The following is a 17,822-nucleotide window of genomic DNA, read 5'->3' as shown; positions in this document are numbered from 1 at the left end:
GTGAAGCGCTAAGGTGAAATTCCAGCGCTTCAGTTTCAGCTTACTGCTTCAATTGAAATCGGGAACTAAACGCGACATCTTCCGAAGCATCCTCATCCCCCTCTCCGATGTCGAGGGGTTCGTCGAAATCTTCAGGAATAATAGTCGATTGTGGCATCATATGTGCAAAATACAGATTATTTGCACATTACCCAAGCTGTTTTGTGACCGTCGACAATGCTCTTTACACATTACGTGCGCGCGACTGCCGACGGAACCTTTCAGATCGCGATCAATGCAAGGAAACCAGGGGATTGTGCATCGGCACAATGAGAAAACACTTGCTTGCATTCGTTTGTAAACGGTCGTTTATTAGAGGTATATGAAACTGCAAAAGGCCTGTTTTGATGCCATTGATAGGCTACGCGCGCGTTTCAACAGAGGATCAAACCCCCCTGCCCCAGTCGCAGGCCCTGAAATCAGTTGGCTGCGCCGAGATCCATGAAGAACAGGCCTCTGGCGGCAATCGTGCGCGGCCAGTCCTCGCGCGGGTGCTGGGGCGCGTGGCCAAGGGCGACACGCTGGTCGTCGTTCGGATCGACCGCCTGGCGCGGTCGTTATCGCATCTGCTGGAGGTGATCGAGCGACTCGAGGCCAAGGGTGCTTTCTTTCGTTCCATTCAAGACCCCATCGACACCGGATCCCCGCAGGGCAAGTTCACTTTGCAAGTGCTGGGGGCTGCGGCCGAGTTTGAGCGCGCCCTTATCCGGGAACGAACCAAGGCCGGCCTCGCCAGCGCGCGCACAAAGGGCCGCGTGGGCGGGAACCCTGGGCTGCGGGCCAAAGACCCAGCCGCTCTTCGCAAGGTGCGGCTGGCGCGACAGGACGGCTACATGGAGCGTCTGAACGAGACGGCACAAGATTGGGTGCCCCATGTGCGCCGATTGCGCCCCAACTTGGCCTGGGAAGACGTTGTGCGCATCGTCAACGGCCCCTTGCCCGAGGCGCGTCGCTGGACCCAAAGCCGTCTCTTGCGCGCTGTGAAGGCCTATGTCCGCGACGGCTTCCTGCCTGCCGAGGTGCTGGCCCGCGCCGGGCGCCGCGAAATGGACGACCGCCTGCCCGCCATCATTGCAGGTATCAAGGGCGCAGATCCCGACATCACGCTTCAGGCGATCTGTGATCGGCTGCAGGCGATGCGCGAACGCACGCCCCGCGGGCGCACAAGCTGGCAGCCGTCATCGGTCAAGATGCTGTTGGAGCGGGCCGAGAGGCTGGGCTTGCTCGACTGAGATCCCCGAGAATCGCCCATCCGATTCTGCCGGCTGATTTCTATACGCACTCACAATACATCTTGTGGTCACTTTATAGCTGGCAACGAGGTGTTGAAGTATAGTGAGAGCGTAGTCGCCCAAGACGCTGATTTTTAACAGTTTACCGTCGACAGAAATCGGTGCCTTCAACGCCCCCAGGCCGTTCAACGGTTTGGTCTGGATTTATCCACAATATCTGTTAAGCTATGCAAAACAATAAAGACTTGAGGGCAGTGATGAACGGGATACGGGCCTCCCAGAGATTTGAAGTCATGTCCAAGCGGCTTGGTAGTCGGTTGCGTGAACATGCGCAGGAAACCTTCCCACCGGACGCTCAGAAGGGCCTCCGCCGCTTCGCCATGCGGGAAGCGGCTGAACTTCTTCGCATTAATCAGAACACCTTCCGCCATCATGTGTCAAACCTCGAAGGCTTCCCCGAAGGTGTTCTGGAGGGCGGCAACCGCCGTAGCTTCTCTGCAGAGGAGATGGTCGAGGCACAACGCGTACTTCTCGAGACTGGAAGGATCAAGCCAGAAGAACACCCGCACAGAAGACCGGGAGAGGCTTGTCAGGTCTTGACGATCTTCAACCTGAAGGGTGGTTCGGCCAAGACGTCATCTGTTGCCCATGTAGGACAACTACTGGGTCTGCGCGGCTACCGGGTCTTGCTGATCGACCTCGACAGCCAGGCAAGTCTGACAAACCTGTTCGGGGTTACTCCCGAGCTCGATCCGGATATGCCGACTTCATACGATCTTATCCGATCCGACGATCCATTGCCCGCAGCAGAGATCATTCGCAAAACGAACTTCCCGACCGTGGATCTGATCCCGGCATCCATGGACATCATGGAGTACGAGTTCGAGGTCGCCTTGAGCTTCAGACACGGCGCCACCACGTTCCATAGCCGCATCCGGGAAGCGCTTGAGCCCGTCCTCAACCGATATGATGTGGTGATATTTGACACCCCACCGCAGCTGAACTTCTCTGTGATCTCTGCCCTCTTTGCATCGACCGGGGTCCTGATCCCGCTCAACGCGTCGATGCTCGATGTCATGTCGCTGGCGAGCTTTCTGGGCATGGCGAGCAACCTGATGGGCGTCGTCGAGGCACACGCCCCGGAACATGGACTGAACTTCGTGCGAGTTCTGATCACACGCTACGAAAATACGGATGGTCCACAGGTGCAGATTTCGTCTCTGCTTCGGACAGTCCTCGGGGATGCCGTGCTGTCTGCCGAGTTCCTGAAATCAACAGCCGTGGGTGATGCTGCGAACACCCAGCAGAGCATCTTCGAGGTCGAACCTCGCGACGTGAACCGCAGAACTTACGAGCGCGCGATCGAGTCCGTCTCGCGCGTGACCGACGAAGTCGAACGCGAAATCCTGAAAGCATGGGGGCGTAGCCATGGCGCGTAAGGTCTTCGGGGACTCACTCAAGAACGCGATGGGCAAAACGCCGCCTTCGGACGACGATCTGGATGTGAAGCGAACGAGCCCGACTGTAGCTCGCGCACAAGCATCCGTGCTCGAAGAGGATAAACACGCCACGCGGCTGATCGACCCGACCGCCATACAGATGTCCGCGGTCATGGACCGCATAGATCCAAGCGATGGTCTGGATGAGCTTGTCTCGTCGATCCGCGAGCACGGTCAAAAGGTTCCAGTGCTGGTTCGCCGAACCCAAGACGGTGCGCTTGAGATCGTCTATGGACGCCGTCGGCTTCTCGCTTGTCGTCAACTTGGTCAGAAAGTGCGCGCGACGGTCATGGAGATGACCGACGAGGAAGCTCTCATTGCCCAAGGCGTAGAGAATAATGCGCGTCAAGACCCATCGTTCATCGAAAGGGCTCTGTTTGTCGCCGGGATCATTCGAGAACTTGGGAAAACCGACGAAACGCGCAAAAACGCTCAAACGATCGCGTATCGGGCACTTCAGATCGATGAATCGCTCGTCTCGCGGATGAACCGTATCGCTACGGGCATCCCGATGGAACTGATCCAGGCTATCGGACCTGCACACGGCGTTGGTCGACGGGTTTGGGAAAAGCTTTTCAGGCTTTGCGAGAAAGACGTCGCGAGAGCCCGAGAAGTTGCCGGCAAAATTCCTCGCAACATACCGGGCCCCGACCGTCTCGAAGCGACGGTTACCTTGCTGACAGCCACCAAACCGTCGACGCAGAAGACACATCCCAGCGAGCGCGTGAAGATCGGCCGAAAGGGCAACCGCATCACCATCGATGTGGACGCTGATCTTGTCCCTCGCGTTGAGGAGGCAGTCCGGAAACTGGTCACGGAGCTTCTTGACCGCGGTCAAGACAGGCCAGAGTGACGACCCCGTGTCTTGACCGCGGTCAAGACATCAAAAGCAACGAGCAGAAAACGAAAGGAGGACCGGCTAGAAAAAGAAAGACCCCCCGAAAGCGGTGCTTCCGAAGGGCCTCAATCAGTCTCGACACCTGATTGATACCCCCAAAACGAATCGATTTCAACACCGCTCGCGGTGAACGGGGAAGCTTTTTCTTCCGAAACACCATGAGACATGCAACTGAAACAACAACCGCCCTGGCGGAACGGACATCTTTGCCCTGCCCTAACCCCTACGAGCTTCTGGGCCCGGTTCGCGTACTGAGGAAGGAGCTCGGTCTCACAACCAATGACCTCGCCGTTCTGACCGCGCTCATTAGCTTCCTACCCCGCAACGAACGTGAGATTCAGGACAGCCAGCGACTTACGCTCACTGTCGTGTTCCCATCGAACACTTCTCTCTCAGAGCGCGCCAATGGACTCGATGAGAGAACACTTCGACGCAGCCTGGGACGCCTCTCAGCTGCTGAACTGATCGAACGCAAGAACTCAGCAAATGGCAAACGCTTTCCGCTGAGGTATGGAGGCGTTATCAGAGATGCCTTCGGTATCGACCTGAAACCCTTGATACAGAGATACGGCTCGCTCGCGACACAAGCCTTGCAACTCACCGAAGAACGCGAGCGCTTGCGCTCACTGAAGGCTGAGGCGTTGGCCCTACGTGCTTCGCTACTCCAACAGACACGCTTCGATGAAGCAAAGCTCTCTACCCTCAACATGATCAGAAATGTCCTGCGTCGAGCAACACTAACCGTTGATGCAGTCCTGAGCGTTATCTCGGAACTTAGAGCCCTCGGAGCCGATACCGACGCAAGCTACGGTGAACACCATGCCGCAGCAAAAGCTAGTTCCGAAGATAATTTACAAGCTATCGAACACCAACCTTATGCACCAGAATCCAACGATCTGCCCGCCACAAACGGACAAAATGTCCGGCACATAGAGTCTTTAAAAAAAGATATTAAAAAGATTGCTCCCTCTACGGTCAATCGCGGTGAACAAACCGCAAAAACCAAACCGACGATGAACCGAGACCCAGCACGCATGGCATGGGAAGATTTCACCCATGTTGCGGGATTTTTCCCAGAACCGCCGCGTACAGGAGAAGCCCTCACCCGCATTCTATACGACCTCGGTCGATTGCTTAGAATAAGCCAAGACGAACTGCGGCATGGGATCCAGAAAGCTGGCGCGGGAAAACTGCTTCTCGTCTTCGACTACCTGATAGCAAGAGCAGACACGATCAAACACCCTGGCGCCTATTTCGAAAGGATCCTACGCACACAACTTGCTCCCACATGAACTTCTTGACCGCGGTCAAGAACAACCGCGAGAGGGAAAGGAGTGTTGGTTTGAGGGTGACGGGAAGTGAGATCGGGAGAGTGGCTTCCGGCGCCCGTCGTGGAGAATATCTGATGACGAAAGCTGTCCAGAAAATCACCCTGTCCCCTTCACGGGATATCCCTTTCGACAAGCTGGTGCTGAGCCAGTCCAATGTGCGGCGCATCAAGGCTGGCGTGTCCGTCGAGGAACTGGCCGAAGACATTGGCCGCCGCGGCCTCTTGCAGAGCCTGAGCGTGCGGCCCGTTTTGGCTAACGATGGTACCGAGACCGGCAAATTCGAGATACCGGCCGGGGGCCGCCGGTTCCAGGCATTGTCCTTGCTGGTGAAGCAAAAGCGGTTGGCGAAGACGACGCCCATTCCTTGCATCGTGCGCGATGCTGCGTCCGACATCCTGGCCGAGGACGATTCCCTTGCAGAAAACATGCAGCGCGTCGCCCTGCACCCGCTCGATCAATTCCGCGCGTTTGTGGCGCTGCGGGACAAGGGCCAGAGCGACGCAGAGATTGCTGCGGCCTTCTTCGTGACGCCGCAGGTCGTGAAGCAGCGCTTGAAACTCGCTTCCGTCGCCCCTGCCCTGCTTGAGATCTATGCCGAGGATGGCATGACGCTGGAGCAGCTCATGGCCTTCACCGTGAACCCTGATCACGCGCGTCAGGTTCAGGTCTGGGATGTGATCCATTCTTCCTGGAACAAGGAGCCATTCCAGATTCGGCGCATGCTGACCGAGACCTCGGTCCGGGCGTCCGACCGGCGCGCGGTCTTTGTGGGTGTTGAGGCCTATGAAGCGGCGGGCGGCACGATGTTGCATGACCTCTTCCAGGGCGATGACGGTGGCTGGCTCGAAGACCCTGCCCTGCTCGATCGGCTGGTGACGGAAAAACTCCAGGCCGAGGCTGAGACGGTTGCGGTTGAGGGCTGGAAGTGGATCGAGGTCGCACTCGACCTGCCCTACGGCTACAGCCACGGGCTGCGGTCTCTGTCTGGTGATCCGGCACCGATGACGGATGACGAAGGTGCGGCCCATGCCAAGCTGCTCGTCGAGTACCGAGCGCTCGAGGAGGAATACGCGGATCAGGATGACATCCCCGACGAGATCGACACGCGGCTTGGCGTTTTGGAAGCGGAGATGGAAAAGATCGAGACCCGGCCATTGATCTTCGATCCCTTGGAAATCGGACGGGCAGGGGCGTTCGTCACGCTCGACCGCTACGGCGCGCTGGCAGTTTATCGCGGCTATGTGCGCCCAGAGGATGAGCCCGTTGACGAGACCGCGGTCCAGGATGGTGCTGATCCTGCGGTGGCGGGGCAGGGGGATGATCGTGATCTCACCGATGGCTATGACAGTGCCGCTCATGCCGGAACCGTCATCATGTCGGGTGGCCAGCCGATTGGCGGCGATCTGCCGGAGGATGAGGATGACGGAGCGCTGAAGCCACTGCCCGAGCGGTTGGTCATGGAGTTGACGGCCCATCGGACGCTTGCGCTACGTGAAGCGATCGGGCGCTCGCCGGATGTCGCGCTGACGCTGCTGCTTCTGAAGCTGGTGACGGACACCTTCCGCACCTCATCTGCTTCGGGCAGCTGTCTCGAGGTATCCGTGCGTCAGGTCTATATGTCAGCGCAAGCGCCCGATCTGAAGGACAGCGTAGTGGCCAAGCTCGTCGACGAGCGTCATGCGGAATGGGAAGCCGATCTGCCGCTTGGCGATGATGCGGCACTCTGGGACTATCTGACGGTCCTCGATCAGGGCAGTCGGTTGGCCTTGCTGGCGCATTGCCTCAGCTTCGGCGTCAACGCGCTGCATGAGAAGGTGAACCCTTACGGGGCAGGCATCTCCGCAGGCGGTCTGACCCGGCGGATGGCGCATTCCGATCTCGTGGCGCGCGCGACAGGTCTCGACATGGTCGAGGCGGGATGGGAGCCGACGGTCGACACCTATCTCAACCGCGTGCCCAAGGCCCGCATCCTCGAGGCCGTGCGCGAGGCGAAAGGGGAGGGGACTGCCCAGCTCCTCGATCACCTGAAGAAGGGCGAGATGGCCAGTGAGGCCGAGCGCTTGCTGAAGGGCAGCGGTTGGTTGCCCGAGGCCCTGCGCCGGAACGATCTCGTGGCGCTGGACGGTGAGGACTGTGCCGAAGGGCAGGGGGCGGATGTCGATGCCGAAGTGGCCGACAGCGTCAGTGAAGCTGACCTTCCCGCGTTCCTGACGGATGACCTGCCTGCTGAAGGCGTGTCGATGCTGGCTGCCGAGTAACGAAATCCAGCAGGGGGCGGGTATTCCGCCCCCAATCACCCTATAACGTAACAATATCAATAAGATGAGTGCGATTACTCGCATTCAGAATGAGGAATCATGTCTGCAACAACCATCATCGACACCGCCCCCCTCGGGGCGCTGATCCGCTACACCGACGGCAGCCCCAAGCCACCGGCACGCTTCACCAAGAAGCTGGCGGCCTGGGAGCGCTCGAACGGCGTCGGCCGTCTCGTGAAGAAGGAGCCGCCCCGGGCCTATCCGACCTGGACCGCTCCAGCCTCCTTCACGCTGCATGAGGGCAACTTCTCCTCTGACGGGGTCATACTGGTCACCATCATGCGCAGCCATTCGGCCGACAGCACCCTCGTCTTCGAGGTGGCCGAGGTACCGAAGCCCGGGCAGGTACGTGTGCTCCTCGACTTCGGCGGCAACACGGAGCTGCTGCATCTGGCGGTGTCCATCACCGCGGCCGAGCTCTGGATCGCCAAGGAAGGATACCGCAATGCGCGACTTGAAATCGTCGGCGATGAAAATAGCGAAAGGGCAGGGGGCGCAGACCTGGCCGCCTGAGCCCAACTGAAACCGAGGGGCCCGCCCAAGCGCGGGCCTCTCAACCATCACAACGTTGTCCCGCGATGTCGCGGGGCGCCAAAGGAACCCTCCCCAAGGAAGGATGTCTTCAACCAAGAGCTTGGCCGGGAGGCTGGAGGCAAAAGCATCAGCAGGACAACCGGCTCCAGTCGGCAGGGGACCATCCCCCGCTCGCCATTCCCTTCCTTGCCCCGAATCCCGTCTTCGAGATCAACCCACGAGGGGTCGGACTACGGGCAAGCCCGTGCCGCCGGCCGGATTCGGAGCAAGTCCGAACGCACCCGGTGATGTCAGCCAGTATTCGGGCCTTCGAGGTCCTGTCGCGCGGGGGATGGTCCCTCGCCTCCAAGACAGGAGCCAAACAGATGTCCCGCAAAGATGCACACGCCTTCGCCGCCTCCCTCGCCGCCACGCTCATGGTCTCGATCGTCGTCTTCCAGGCAGGGGATGGATCCTTCGGCGCCGTCCCCGCCGATGAAATCGACGGCGACGAGGTTCAGGTGCTGGTTGAGATTGACCCGTGGGCTTAGGCCCACGGTTACCTCGGCAGGCTCCCGCGGGGGCGCAAGTGCGCCTCCTGCTGCGTCGCTGCGCTCTCGCACGGTACCGGTGAGATATCCGGAAAAGCGGACCGTCGAAGGCGCAGGGCCAAACGCCTTGAAACCGCAAAAGTGTCAGTCGCATGCGACTGCCACAACGTCAGGATGATCGAGTGTCCGACCCTAAGGAAACATCCGGCAGCCGATTGCCATGCTGCGTTTGAAGCCCCTATTGCCGCGATTCGTTGCGCTCGCAAAACTTAGTGTTGGCCAAATTTACACAACGCAGGGATTTTGATCTAATGGGATAAACTGCCTTCCCATCACTGCCATTTAATGACTGCTTGCAATGCTGCGGTGTGACCAGTCAAACTGGCCTTTCGACTTGCGAACATGGTACGTCAATCATTCTCGCGTAGACGCATATCAAATGTGTGCTCGACTCAGTTGAGCATTTGCCGCTTAGGTTCGCCTCATGGTAGTGGTGCGCTAAGCAACGATCAAAAGTGTATCTGAATGAGTATTGAGCCACTAAGAAAACGTAAAATCAGCGGCGAATTCTATACCAGACGCCCGCTGATCATCGAATATATTGAAATGAGCCTCACATGGTCGTTCGAGGAATTAATGGACAGCGCAGCCATAAGAGACCGGCGACATAGTCAATATGTGCCTTCAGAAGTTCTCATGTTCTATTTGCGCCAGACAAAATCAGACAACGCGGACGGTCGGTTCATTCGGCTCTACGATATATTGCGCGATCGGGTCGAAGCGGCGTGCCCACGAGCAAGCCGCCAAGTTGGCGACAAAATCCATGAAGATGCGCGCCTCGCTGAAATCCGTGACGCGACGGTAGATCATGTCACCGAGATGATGTTCACCGATAGGCAGAACTATGACGAGCAACTCGATATCTACGAGGTCGTCTTCGACAAAGCGGTGCGGTCGGCGCACATCACGAAGCTCCGCAAGGTGAACCGTCGGGAAAACGCAAGTGAGGACGTCGAGGACGCGGTCACTGGCGAAGTGCGTGCCGTCGTCGAAGCGGCACTAGAACGCTATAAAAAGGGTGACCTCACAGCTGAGGACGATCTTGATTACCGGATTCATGTGCGCCGTGCGATTAACGCTTTACCGACAGACGAACGAGAGGTGATTGATTTGATGCTCGCAGACATTCCAATTGAAACGAACAAAGATCGCGAACGCTCGATGACAGAGCTTCTGGGCTGCGTGGAGAAGACTGTACGCAACCGGCGCGATCGAGCCTTTGCGAAGATCCGGCAAGCACTGGCGCTGGAGGTAGATAATGGCAAATAGAGATGATGTTCTAAACGACTTCACAATCGAAGAGGAGTTGTCACCTGAAACGCTGAAAGCGTATCTCCAACGATATCCGGAATACACCCAAGACCTCCTCGCGCTGTTCAACGAACTTTCCATGAACGATCTGGAGGTTGCAGAGGCGAGCCTTCCGCTTGAGTCCAAGGCCATGAGCGCGGAGGTCCTGCGCGTCCAACATGTCCGGCAAACACTGTTTGGCAGCGGTGTACGAGAATTCGCGCGTGACCTTGGCCTTCCCCGAGGCTTTTTTACCGGTCTGAACGCCGACATCGTACATCTTGCTTCGATGCCAATGGGGCTGTTGAAGGCGCTGGCAAAAAAGCTCGATGTTCACATTCAGGATGTGATCAGCGGCATGCAGCAAGGAGATGGGCAGGCAGTTGCGATGAAGTCCGATGGGAAACCAGGTAATGAGGCGCCTATCGGGTTCGAGACCTATGTCGAACATGCTGATTTGACCGAGGAGGAGCGGGGCGCGTTAAAGACGTTGCTCGCGGACGATGGATCGGATTGAAACCATAAGAGCGTGCGCGGCTGACCTTCACGCGCAGTGTCGAGACAAAGGTGGCGACCCAAACCGCCCCTATGAGTTTGCGCTTTGTGAGGCCAAACGACGCGATCTGGAAGTCCGGAAACGCCCTGCAGGTCATCCGCAACTCAAAGGCGGGCGGGCTGTTCTTCAGGAAACGTCCGCAACTATTCTGCATGAAGACACCGGGAACGCGTTTCTCGATGCATTTTTGGTCGCACATGAGATTGGACACCACGAGTTTGGCGGTGAAGTGGACATTCCGCCAACCATGGAGATCGACCCCGCGCGCTCTGCAGATCCGTCATCGGTGGGGGCGGACCGTGTGGTCGACTACAGCAATCGTGCGCGCGAGGAGGTCCAAATGGACCTCTTTGCACGTGAGTTTTTGTTTCCGCGTGCTTTGGCCTGGTCTTGGCATGTTGAAGAGGACTTGAGCGCAGAAGAGATTTCCAAACGGCTTGGGGCACCCTACCCGATGGTCGCGGTCCAACTGTTCGACGCGCTCCTTCTTCCGCCGATTGAACCTGACAAAGATACGGTATCGCCGCCAAAGCCTTTGAACGAAGAACAAAAGCGGGCAGCAGAACACGACGGAAAGGCCCTGCTCCTGAAAGCCGGGCCGGGTACCGGCAAGACACAAACGCTCGTCGGCAGATTGTCGGTATTAAAGAGCCGCAGAGTCGAACCCGAGAGCATTCTGCTTCTGACCTTCTCGAACAAGGCCGCTGGTGAAATGACGGATCGCGCAATGCTGGCTTGGCCGGAAGCGGCCGGGTCCGCATGGATCGGGACGTTTCATTCCTTCGGGCTCGATCTTCTGCGGCGGTTCCACGACCGCGCAAACTTGCCTCAAGATCCACGTCTGATCGATGCGACCGAAGCGATTACGCTTCTCGAAGACGAGTTTCCGCGCCTGAGGCTGACGCATTTCAATGATCTCTGGGACCCGACCGACAACCTGCGGTCCATCCTGTCAGCGATCTCGCGCGCCAAGGACGAGGTCGTCGACCAACATCGCTACCGTGTACTGGCGCAGCGGATGGTTGATGTCGCAGAGACGGAGGAAGACCAGATTGCCGCTGAGAAATGTCTCGAGATTGCTTCGGTCTACGACCTTTATGAGCAACTGAAGTTGGAGCGCGGCGCGGTCGATTTCGGTGATCTCGTCGCGCGCCCGACGGCATTGGTCGAATCCGACGAAGCCGTGCGCAAGGACCTTCAGGATCGGTATGAGCACGTTCTTGTGGACGAATATCAGGATGTGAACCGCGCCAGCGTGCGGTTCTTGCGCGCTCTGAAACCAGATGGTGGCAACCTCTGGGTTGTGGGAGACGCCAAGCAATCCATCTACCGCTTCCGGGGCGCGTCGTCTTACAATATCGACCGGTTCGAGACTGACGACTTTCCCGGCGGAACTTCAATGCAACTTAGCACCAATTACCGCTCGTCCCAGGAAATCTGCGATGCATTCAGCACTTTTGCAAAAATTCGAATGGAGGCCACCAGTTTCCAAGCGCATGCGTTCAAGGGCAACAACGGTGCAGCGCCGTCTTTCCTTTCAGTGGAGTCGAAGGACCATGAGGTCGACGAAATAGCTGCCCGCATTACCGCTGCCCGAGCTGATATGGGCTCGTTTCGTGATCAAGCGGTCATCTGCAAGGGAAATGCGCGGTTGGCGGAGATCGCCGCTGGTTTGGAGGCGCGTGGAATCCCTGTTCTGTTCCTCGGGCCATTATTCGACCGACCGGAAATCAAGGAAGCGCTATCGCTCCTGTCGCTCGTGGTCGACCCCAGAGCAATGGGACTGACATGCGTCGCCTCAATGCGATCATTTCAGATGCCCATCGAAGATATCGCCCTGGCAATCGAGGCTATCCGGGACACGAAGAAGCCCCTTCCTCTCAACTGGCGGACCATTTTGGATGCGGCAGATGGGTTGAGCGAAAGTAGCCAAGCCTCGGCGAAAGCCCTTATCGACGCTTTCGACGGGATCGAGCCCACGGCGACCGCCTGGCAAGTGATCACGAAGATCTATCTGGATCGCACACGGCTTGCGGCCGATATTGCAAAGCAGGCTCGCAATGGCAACGCCAACCCCGCGCTTGCCTTCTGGCAGTTCCAGAACTTTCTGCGCTCCGCTCTCCCGGAAAAATCAGGATATCCAGTCCGCGACCTTCTGGAACACATCCGACGGTTGGTGATCCTCTCAGATGAGCGCGATTTGCGCGATCTTCCTAGCGCTGCTCAGAGCATAGACGCTGTTCGTCTGATGACGATCCATGGGAGCAAGGGTCTTGAGTTCAAGGTGCTACACCTTCCGTCTTTAACAAGCGGCTCGATCCCGCGCTCGGCCAAACAAAGCCGCGGCCTTCCCCCGCCGGATGGCATGATCGAGGGCCCGATGTTTCGCGGTGGCGAGGCAATAGATGCCGGCCATGATGAGGAACAGCGATGTTTGTTCTTCGTTGCGCTATCCCGGGCAGAAGACGGTCTGTTCCTTTACGCGCCCAGCAAAAAATCTAATGGTTATCGGCAGAGTCGGTCCAGTTTTGTCGACGACATCTCCGGCCAACTGTCAATTCAAGAGCCGATTTCCGCAGTTAGAGATGTTGTCGGAGAGGCTGAGCGCTTCACGTTGCAAGTCGATGGCGTAGCCCGCATGTCGCCGTCGCAACTGGCGACCTTCGACAAATGCCCACGGCGGTTTTTCTTTGCTCATGTTCTTCAAGTTGGGGGGCGTCGCATGGAGTCGGCGCCCATGCGGATGCATAATGCTGTGCAGGCTGTCGTTGATGAACTGACGGCGCGACCCGCCGAGATGCCGGACGAGACAGAGTTAAGGACGATCATCGAAGCTGCCTGGGTCGCACATGGACCTACGGAGCATGGCTATGCCGCCGAGTATCGACAGATTTCCGATGATTTGTTGCAGTTCTTCTTCCAGCTTCGGCGAAGTGAGACCCGGAAGGTACCCCAATCCCTATCGCTTAGGTTTGAAGATGCGGAGATTGTCGTGTCGGCCCATGAGGAGATCGAAACCGGTCACGCGACGGTTTTCCGACGTATCCGCACGGGACGCAAGACAAGCACAGCATTGGATGCGCTCGATGCTGCGGCGTTTCAGATTGCGGCAGAAGGGCGTGGGGAAGCGGAATTTGTGTATTTGACGGGCGGTGATCGGGATCGTTTGAACATGTCAGAGGGTAAAATCAGCACCAGAAAGAAGAAGATCGCGGACGCCGCGATCTCCATCATCGAGGGAAGGTTCCCACCAAACCGTAGTGATCGATGTGCGCGGTGCCCTTACTTTTTCATCTGCAATCCGCCGCCATCCGGCACGCTGAGAAAAAAGATTGGATCTAGCTTACCGGATTCTTCCTGACGCCGCGATTGTCCTTGTGAAGGCGCAGACATGGGGTCTGCGTTCTGTAACATTACAAGGACTAAAAATATGAAACCGCAAGAAAATGATCCTCGCTTCCGTGTTCTCATCGCCGATGAGGACCTCAACTTCAAGAAACACGTCTTCGACGATCCCAAGGTTCTGGGACGCCAGTTGATCGAAGCCGCTGATGGGCACCCTGTTGATGAACATGTGGCCATCGCAATCCTGCCCAACGGCGACTTCGAAGACATCCGGCTCGACGAAAGCTATGATCTGCGCGGTCGTGGTATCGAGAGAGTGCTGGTCGCCCGCTCTGATCGCAGCTTCAAGTTCAAAATCGACGACGCTGATCTCGAATGGCCCCGAGCCTGCGTCAGTGGCTTCGTGTTGCGCAAACTGGCCAAACTGCCGCCCAACTACAATCTCTGGCAAGAGATCCCAGGGCAGCATGACAAGAAGATCATCGATACGGATGTAATTAACCTGGCCGATGCCGGCGTTGAGCGGTTCGTGTCACTGATTGATCAAACGACGGAGGGCGATGCCCTTCCGTCGAAGGACCAAACATACCTTTCCGGTCATGGGTATGAGTTCGAAGTAGTGACAGAGGGCGGCAACACAGGCACCATCCTGAAAGCTGTGCCGCTTCCGGCGGGCAAGTTCGACCATTTGTCGGCTGACGTTCTGATCCTACTTCCCAAGGGCTATCCCGACTGCTCGCCGGACATGTTCTATGTCTCGCCGAAGCTCACCCTGGTGGACACGGGCCAAGTTCCAAAAGCTTGTACTGTTGAGCACCGTTTTGGTGGTCGCGTTTGGCAGCGTTGGTCGCGCCACAACACTGCCTGGCGTCCGGGGGTCGATGGTCTGCAAACCATGGTCGCCCGCGTTCAAACTGCTCTAGCGGAGGCACGGGCCTGATGGATGCCATGGACCTCATCCTTTTGGAGCCGCATGAGGCGCAAATCCAGTCCCTGCTCGCGGCAGGGGCAGGATCGGAGCGCTCGGCCTACATGCTTTTTGGCGTTGCTGATATCGAGTGTGATCCATGGTCAAATCAACCTCGGCGGCGTTTGGTTTCGCATCGGTTCGATCCGGTTGGCGATAACGAACTCGTGTCGGCGTCGGGGCGCCATGTCACCTGGCAAACCGATGGATTCATGCGACTACTAAACGAAGCCAAGACGACTGGCCTCACCCCAGCTCTCGTTCATACCCACCCGAAGGGCAAAGCGCGTTTTTCCGAACAGGATGACCGTAACGAAGCCGAACTCGCCCGCACAGCCCTATTGAAGGGAATGCAGGGTCTGGTGAGCATTATTATCGCAGAGAATGGCGACCTCGCCGCTCGGATCTGGACAACAACTGAAAATGCTGTCGAAATTGGACGTATTCTGCATTCTGGACCTCGCTTACGGATTTCTGGTCTCACTGGAACTCCGGAGAAATTCTTGGATCGTCAGGTCCGGCTTTTCGGCGACGATGCATCACGGCAAGTGTCAGGCTTTCGCTGCGGAATCGCTGGCGGCGGCGCAACTGGAAGTGCGGTGTTACCGCTGCTTTTGCGGCTTGGAGTGAAAGAGGCAGTCCAATTCGACAAAGACATAGTGGACCTGACCAATCTCAACCGCCTCCACGGGGCGCGGCGATCAGATGCTGATGCGAAGTTGCCAAAGACCAATATTCACGCACGAACTGTCGAGGAATCGGCTCTCGGCATGAAGTTGGTAAGCGTCGACGCTTGGGCCGGAGACCCGGTGACATGGGATGCACTCAAAGCCTGCGACGTGATTTTCTGTTGCACAGACGATCATGCAGGTCGGCTGTTTCTGAATCGATTTGCAAGGTTTTACGGCATCCCTGTCATCGACGTCGGGCTGGCCATGCAGCGACGGACCGAAGCTGCATACGACCTCTTTGCCCGGGTCTCGACACTTGTGCCGGGTCACCCTTGCTTGCTGTGCGGCGGATATGTCGATCCGCGCCGAGCCCGGGAAGAAACGTTACGACGCGATGATCCCGATAGCTATCAGCGGTTGAAAGAGGAAGCCTACGTCTTGGGCGAGGGCGATCCATCTCCAGCCGTGGTAACTTTCACGACCGAGGCCGGAGCGATGGCGGTCAATGAGTGGTTGGCGGGTATAACCGGACTTGCCGGAGAGGCCGGTATGTTGCCAACCCGCATGCGGCGATTTCACGCCCGAGACGAACGTAAGCCCTTGGTTGAACCGCAACCGGATTGCCCTTGTTGCAGCCAGGAAGCGACGCTCGGCCGCGCTGACATGCAACCATTTTTGGATGTGGTGAGCTGACATGAAACACATGATCACACGACTTTTCCGTCGGTTGCATCTTCTGCGTTTCGATTTTTTGACGACCCGCGCACCAAAGATACCAGACCGGTCGATGATCGCCCCGGAGGAGCTCACCGTCGTAGAAAACGGCGATATCAAGAAGTGGGCCTGCCTTAACTGTCCGGGCGGATGCGGGGAACTCATCAGTCTTTCTCTTAACCCAAACCAACGACCGCGGTGGCGGATCACCGAAGATTTCTGGTCCCGCCCCACCGTACATCCTTCCATCCACCAGAAGAACGCATGTGGATGCCATTTCTGGATCAAGAAAGGGGAGATAAACTGGTGTCGGGGTGGACGGCCTTCCAATCTGGGGCAAAGGCGAAATCGATAGATGCTGTCCTGAAAAACAGAGGCCAGACTAAGGTCCGCTTTAGGGTAACCATCCGGCGTGGGCCGTCTGACGAGATTTCGGCGGCGGTGCTAAGTACATGGCGAGATAGACAATCCGACCGCAGCGAATGCCCGCATTCCGCCGTCTGTTACGGTCGCTCGAAGGGGGCAGGTCAGCCACACTGGCTGCCCAGATGAGGCCACTCTTTTCCTGCGCGGCGCCAGGCCAAAATGACCGGGTCAGGCAACGCGCAGCCTCGGGCACTTTAGCCGCAGGGTTGGTAAACTCTGAGCGGATTTCCAGATCACCGGCAGTTGTGCCAGCAGCTAGCGCGTCCACGAACCACTGTGGTTTACGCCCACGACCGGACCAGGTGATGGCCGGGTTGTCAGGGTGCTGGTACTTTGGTGCGACTGGGGCGCGCTTGGGTTTGCTATCTGTCCCGACCAGTTCCGCCAGAGAGTAGCCCATTTCTCTGGCCACAGCTTCCACCTTGGTGCGGGCTTCCGCTTTCTGTCGATCCTCTTAGGTGGAGATCGCCTTGGCGACGTCCTTCTGCATTTTCTTCAGCTCGGTGAGCGACAGCGCCTCGATGTCGTAGTCAGCCATGTTATGCCTCGTGGCCTAAATGTTCCGGTATCGATTCCCGTCGTGGCATGACCCCGCAACTCCCGTAGGCAGGGTGCAGGGGGCGAGGGTTGGTTGATCCAAAGTGTCTGCTGCCTTGCGTGCTGGGTTTGGGTTCAGGCGGTTCCGACTGGCAGGATGACAGGGTCTGGCATGGGCTCCCCGCGCCTCTCTGGCTTCTGGTCCATCCCTTCGACTGACAATCCCCTAATCCCGTTCGGTCCCCTGCGCGCAACCCCGCGTCAGCCCGGGCCGTGTTGGCCGCCTGTGGCGTCCTGCCCGCTCCACCCCGGGCCTTTGGGGGTTTCCGATGTCCATGCTGTCCACCGTGCACGCGTCACCCGACGGGCTTTTTCAGGGTCTTGTCGAAGGGACGGTCCCGAAGACAGGAAACACAGGAGCTTATTATGCAGAACATCGTCATCCTCGCCGGCAACATCGGTCAGAAACCCGAAACCCGCACCACTCAAGGCGGCACCAACATCACCAACTTCAGCCTCGCTACCTCGCGCCCCCGCCTCTCGGAAGGTCGCGTGCTGCGCGACGACAACGGCTACCGGGTCATGGACACCGAATGGCACCGCATCACCTGCTTCAACGGGCTCGGCAAGACGGTCGCGGAGCATTGCGAAAAGGGCATGAAGGTCCTCGTCCACGGCCGAATCCACTACACCAAGTGGATCGACAGCATGGGGAACGACCGCTACGGCTGCGAGATCATCGCCGAGAAGGTCGACTTTCTGAGCCGCCCGAAGTCGGCCGAGAACGAAAACCCCGAGCTGGTCGACCGCGACGATGAGATCCCGTTCTGAGGAACGGGGTCTCCCCCTCGAACCCGGCTGGGCAAGCCGCCGGG

At 58.0% G+C, this 17,822-nt stretch carries 14 protein-coding genes and 1 pseudogene; 14 read left to right on the top strand and 1 reads right to left on the bottom strand.

All coding sequences use genetic code 11. From position 1 onward, the window contains the following. Window positions 1-386: 386 nt before the first annotated feature. From ACOYQJ_RS21495 to ACOYQJ_RS21435, 13 genes are all read left to right on the top strand, one after another. A complete protein-coding gene (locus tag ACOYQJ_RS21495) occupies window positions 387-1,271 on the top strand; it encodes a recombinase family protein (protein ID WP_422908019.1) in 885 nt (294 codons plus the stop codon). A gap of 293 nt (window positions 1,272-1,564) precedes the next feature. Next, window positions 1,565-2,710: a plasmid partitioning protein RepA gene (gene repA / locus ACOYQJ_RS21490; protein ID WP_161489483.1), complete on the top strand. Its 1,146-nt coding sequence runs from the start codon at window positions 1,565-1,567 to the stop codon at window positions 2,708-2,710. Then, entirely contained in the window at window positions 2,700-3,623 is a 924-nt protein-coding gene (locus tag ACOYQJ_RS21485) for a ParB/RepB/Spo0J family partition protein (RefSeq protein WP_422908018.1), read from the top strand. The genes repA and ACOYQJ_RS21485 overlap by 11 nt, the downstream gene beginning before the upstream one ends. Window positions 3,624-3,826: 203 nt before the next feature. Then, window positions 3,827-4,960, top strand: coding sequence for a helix-turn-helix domain-containing protein (locus ACOYQJ_RS21480; RefSeq protein WP_422908017.1), 1,134 nt, complete (start codon window positions 3,827-3,829; stop codon window positions 4,958-4,960). Between the two features lie 113 nt (window positions 4,961-5,073). Next, entirely contained in the window at window positions 5,074-7,257 is a 2,184-nt protein-coding gene (locus tag ACOYQJ_RS21475) for a ParB/RepB/Spo0J family partition protein (protein WP_422908016.1), read from the top strand. 99 nt (window positions 7,258-7,356) lie between these two features. After that, window positions 7,357-7,830, top strand: coding sequence for a UCP036055 family protein (locus ACOYQJ_RS21470; protein ID WP_422908015.1), 474 nt, complete (start codon window positions 7,357-7,359; stop codon window positions 7,828-7,830). Window positions 7,831-8,216: 386 nt separating this feature from the next. Further along, the gene (locus ACOYQJ_RS21465) at window positions 8,217-8,381 is read left to right on the top strand and encodes a hypothetical protein (RefSeq protein ID WP_165595903.1); all 165 of its coding nucleotides are present in this window, start codon (window positions 8,217-8,219) and stop codon (window positions 8,379-8,381) included. A gap of 525 nt (window positions 8,382-8,906) precedes the next feature. After that, complete coding sequence (locus ACOYQJ_RS21460) at window positions 8,907-9,710, top strand: RNA polymerase sigma factor (RefSeq protein WP_422908014.1); 804 nt, start codon at window positions 8,907-8,909, stop codon at window positions 9,708-9,710. Next, window positions 9,700-10,248: a hypothetical protein gene (locus ACOYQJ_RS21455; protein WP_422908013.1), complete on the top strand. Its 549-nt coding sequence runs from the start codon at window positions 9,700-9,702 to the stop codon at window positions 10,246-10,248. The genes ACOYQJ_RS21460 and ACOYQJ_RS21455 overlap by 11 nt, the downstream gene beginning before the upstream one ends. Next, on the top strand, window positions 10,235-13,648 hold the full coding sequence (locus ACOYQJ_RS21450) for a UvrD-helicase domain-containing protein (RefSeq protein WP_422908012.1): 3,414 nt from the start codon (window positions 10,235-10,237) through the stop codon (window positions 13,646-13,648). Before ACOYQJ_RS21455 ends, ACOYQJ_RS21450 begins: the two co-directional genes overlap by 14 nt. Window positions 13,649-13,717: 69 nt before the next feature. Then, a complete protein-coding gene (locus ACOYQJ_RS21445; RefSeq protein WP_422908011.1) occupies window positions 13,718-14,572 on the top strand; it encodes a multiubiquitin domain-containing protein in 855 nt (284 codons plus the stop codon). Beyond that, window positions 14,572-15,963, top strand: coding sequence for a ThiF family adenylyltransferase (locus ACOYQJ_RS21440; RefSeq protein ID WP_422908010.1), 1,392 nt, complete (start codon window positions 14,572-14,574; stop codon window positions 15,961-15,963). Before ACOYQJ_RS21445 ends, ACOYQJ_RS21440 begins: the two co-directional genes overlap by 1 nt. Before the next feature lies 1 nt (window position 15,964). Next, window positions 15,965-16,339: a ubiquitination-like system serine protease family protein gene (locus ACOYQJ_RS21435; RefSeq protein WP_422908009.1), complete on the top strand. Its 375-nt coding sequence runs from the start codon at window positions 15,965-15,967 to the stop codon at window positions 16,337-16,339. A 294-nt stretch (window positions 16,340-16,633) separates the two neighbouring features. Here the strand turns inward: ACOYQJ_RS21435 and ACOYQJ_RS21430 are convergent. Then, window positions 16,634-16,948, bottom strand: a pseudogene (locus ACOYQJ_RS21430) (H-NS histone family protein); the annotation flags it as partial. Window positions 16,949-17,373: 425 nt separating this feature from the next. On the opposite strand from ACOYQJ_RS21430, the gene ACOYQJ_RS21425 reads away from it, so the two are divergent. Further along, on the top strand, window positions 17,374-17,778 hold the full coding sequence (locus ACOYQJ_RS21425) for a single-stranded DNA-binding protein (protein ID WP_297778172.1): 405 nt from the start codon (window positions 17,374-17,376) through the stop codon (window positions 17,776-17,778). Window positions 17,779-17,822 lie beyond the last annotated feature (44 nt).

Origin of the sequence: Pacificoceanicola algae (genome assembly GCF_049341065.1) — a bacterium.
GTDB lineage: Bacteria > Pseudomonadota > Alphaproteobacteria > Rhodobacterales > Rhodobacteraceae > Pacificoceanicola.
Note: the sequence above shows the minus strand (reverse complement) of the source record. Positions and strands in the feature narration are given on the sequence as shown.

Coding starts and splice junctions, on each gene's coding strand:
- ACOYQJ_RS21425 (WP_297778172.1), top strand. CDS start 17,374: ATGCAGAACATCGTCATCCTCGCCGGCAACATCGGTCAGAAACCCGAA.
- ACOYQJ_RS21465 (WP_165595903.1), top strand. CDS start 8,217: ATGTCCCGCAAAGATGCACACGCCTTCGCCGCCTCCCTCGCCGCCACG.
- repA (WP_161489483.1), top strand. CDS start 1,565: ATGTCCAAGCGGCTTGGTAGTCGGTTGCGTGAACATGCGCAGGAAACC.
- ACOYQJ_RS21455 (WP_422908013.1), top strand. CDS start 9,700: ATGGCAAATAGAGATGATGTTCTAAACGACTTCACAATCGAAGAGGAG.
- ACOYQJ_RS21495 (WP_422908019.1), top strand. CDS start 387: ATGCCATTGATAGGCTACGCGCGCGTTTCAACAGAGGATCAAACCCCC.
- ACOYQJ_RS21440 (WP_422908010.1), top strand. CDS start 14,572: ATGGATGCCATGGACCTCATCCTTTTGGAGCCGCATGAGGCGCAAATC.
- ACOYQJ_RS21475 (WP_422908016.1), top strand. CDS start 5,074: ATGACGAAAGCTGTCCAGAAAATCACCCTGTCCCCTTCACGGGATATC.
- ACOYQJ_RS21435 (WP_422908009.1), top strand. CDS start 15,965: ATGAAACACATGATCACACGACTTTTCCGTCGGTTGCATCTTCTGCGT.
- ACOYQJ_RS21460 (WP_422908014.1), top strand. CDS start 8,907: ATGAGTATTGAGCCACTAAGAAAACGTAAAATCAGCGGCGAATTCTAT.
- ACOYQJ_RS21470 (WP_422908015.1), top strand. CDS start 7,357: ATGTCTGCAACAACCATCATCGACACCGCCCCCCTCGGGGCGCTGATC.
- ACOYQJ_RS21445 (WP_422908011.1), top strand. CDS start 13,718: ATGAAACCGCAAGAAAATGATCCTCGCTTCCGTGTTCTCATCGCCGAT.
- ACOYQJ_RS21450 (WP_422908012.1), top strand. CDS start 10,235: ATGGATCGGATTGAAACCATAAGAGCGTGCGCGGCTGACCTTCACGCG.
- ACOYQJ_RS21485 (WP_422908018.1), top strand. CDS start 2,700: ATGGCGCGTAAGGTCTTCGGGGACTCACTCAAGAACGCGATGGGCAAA.
- ACOYQJ_RS21480 (WP_422908017.1), top strand. CDS start 3,827: ATGAGACATGCAACTGAAACAACAACCGCCCTGGCGGAACGGACATCT.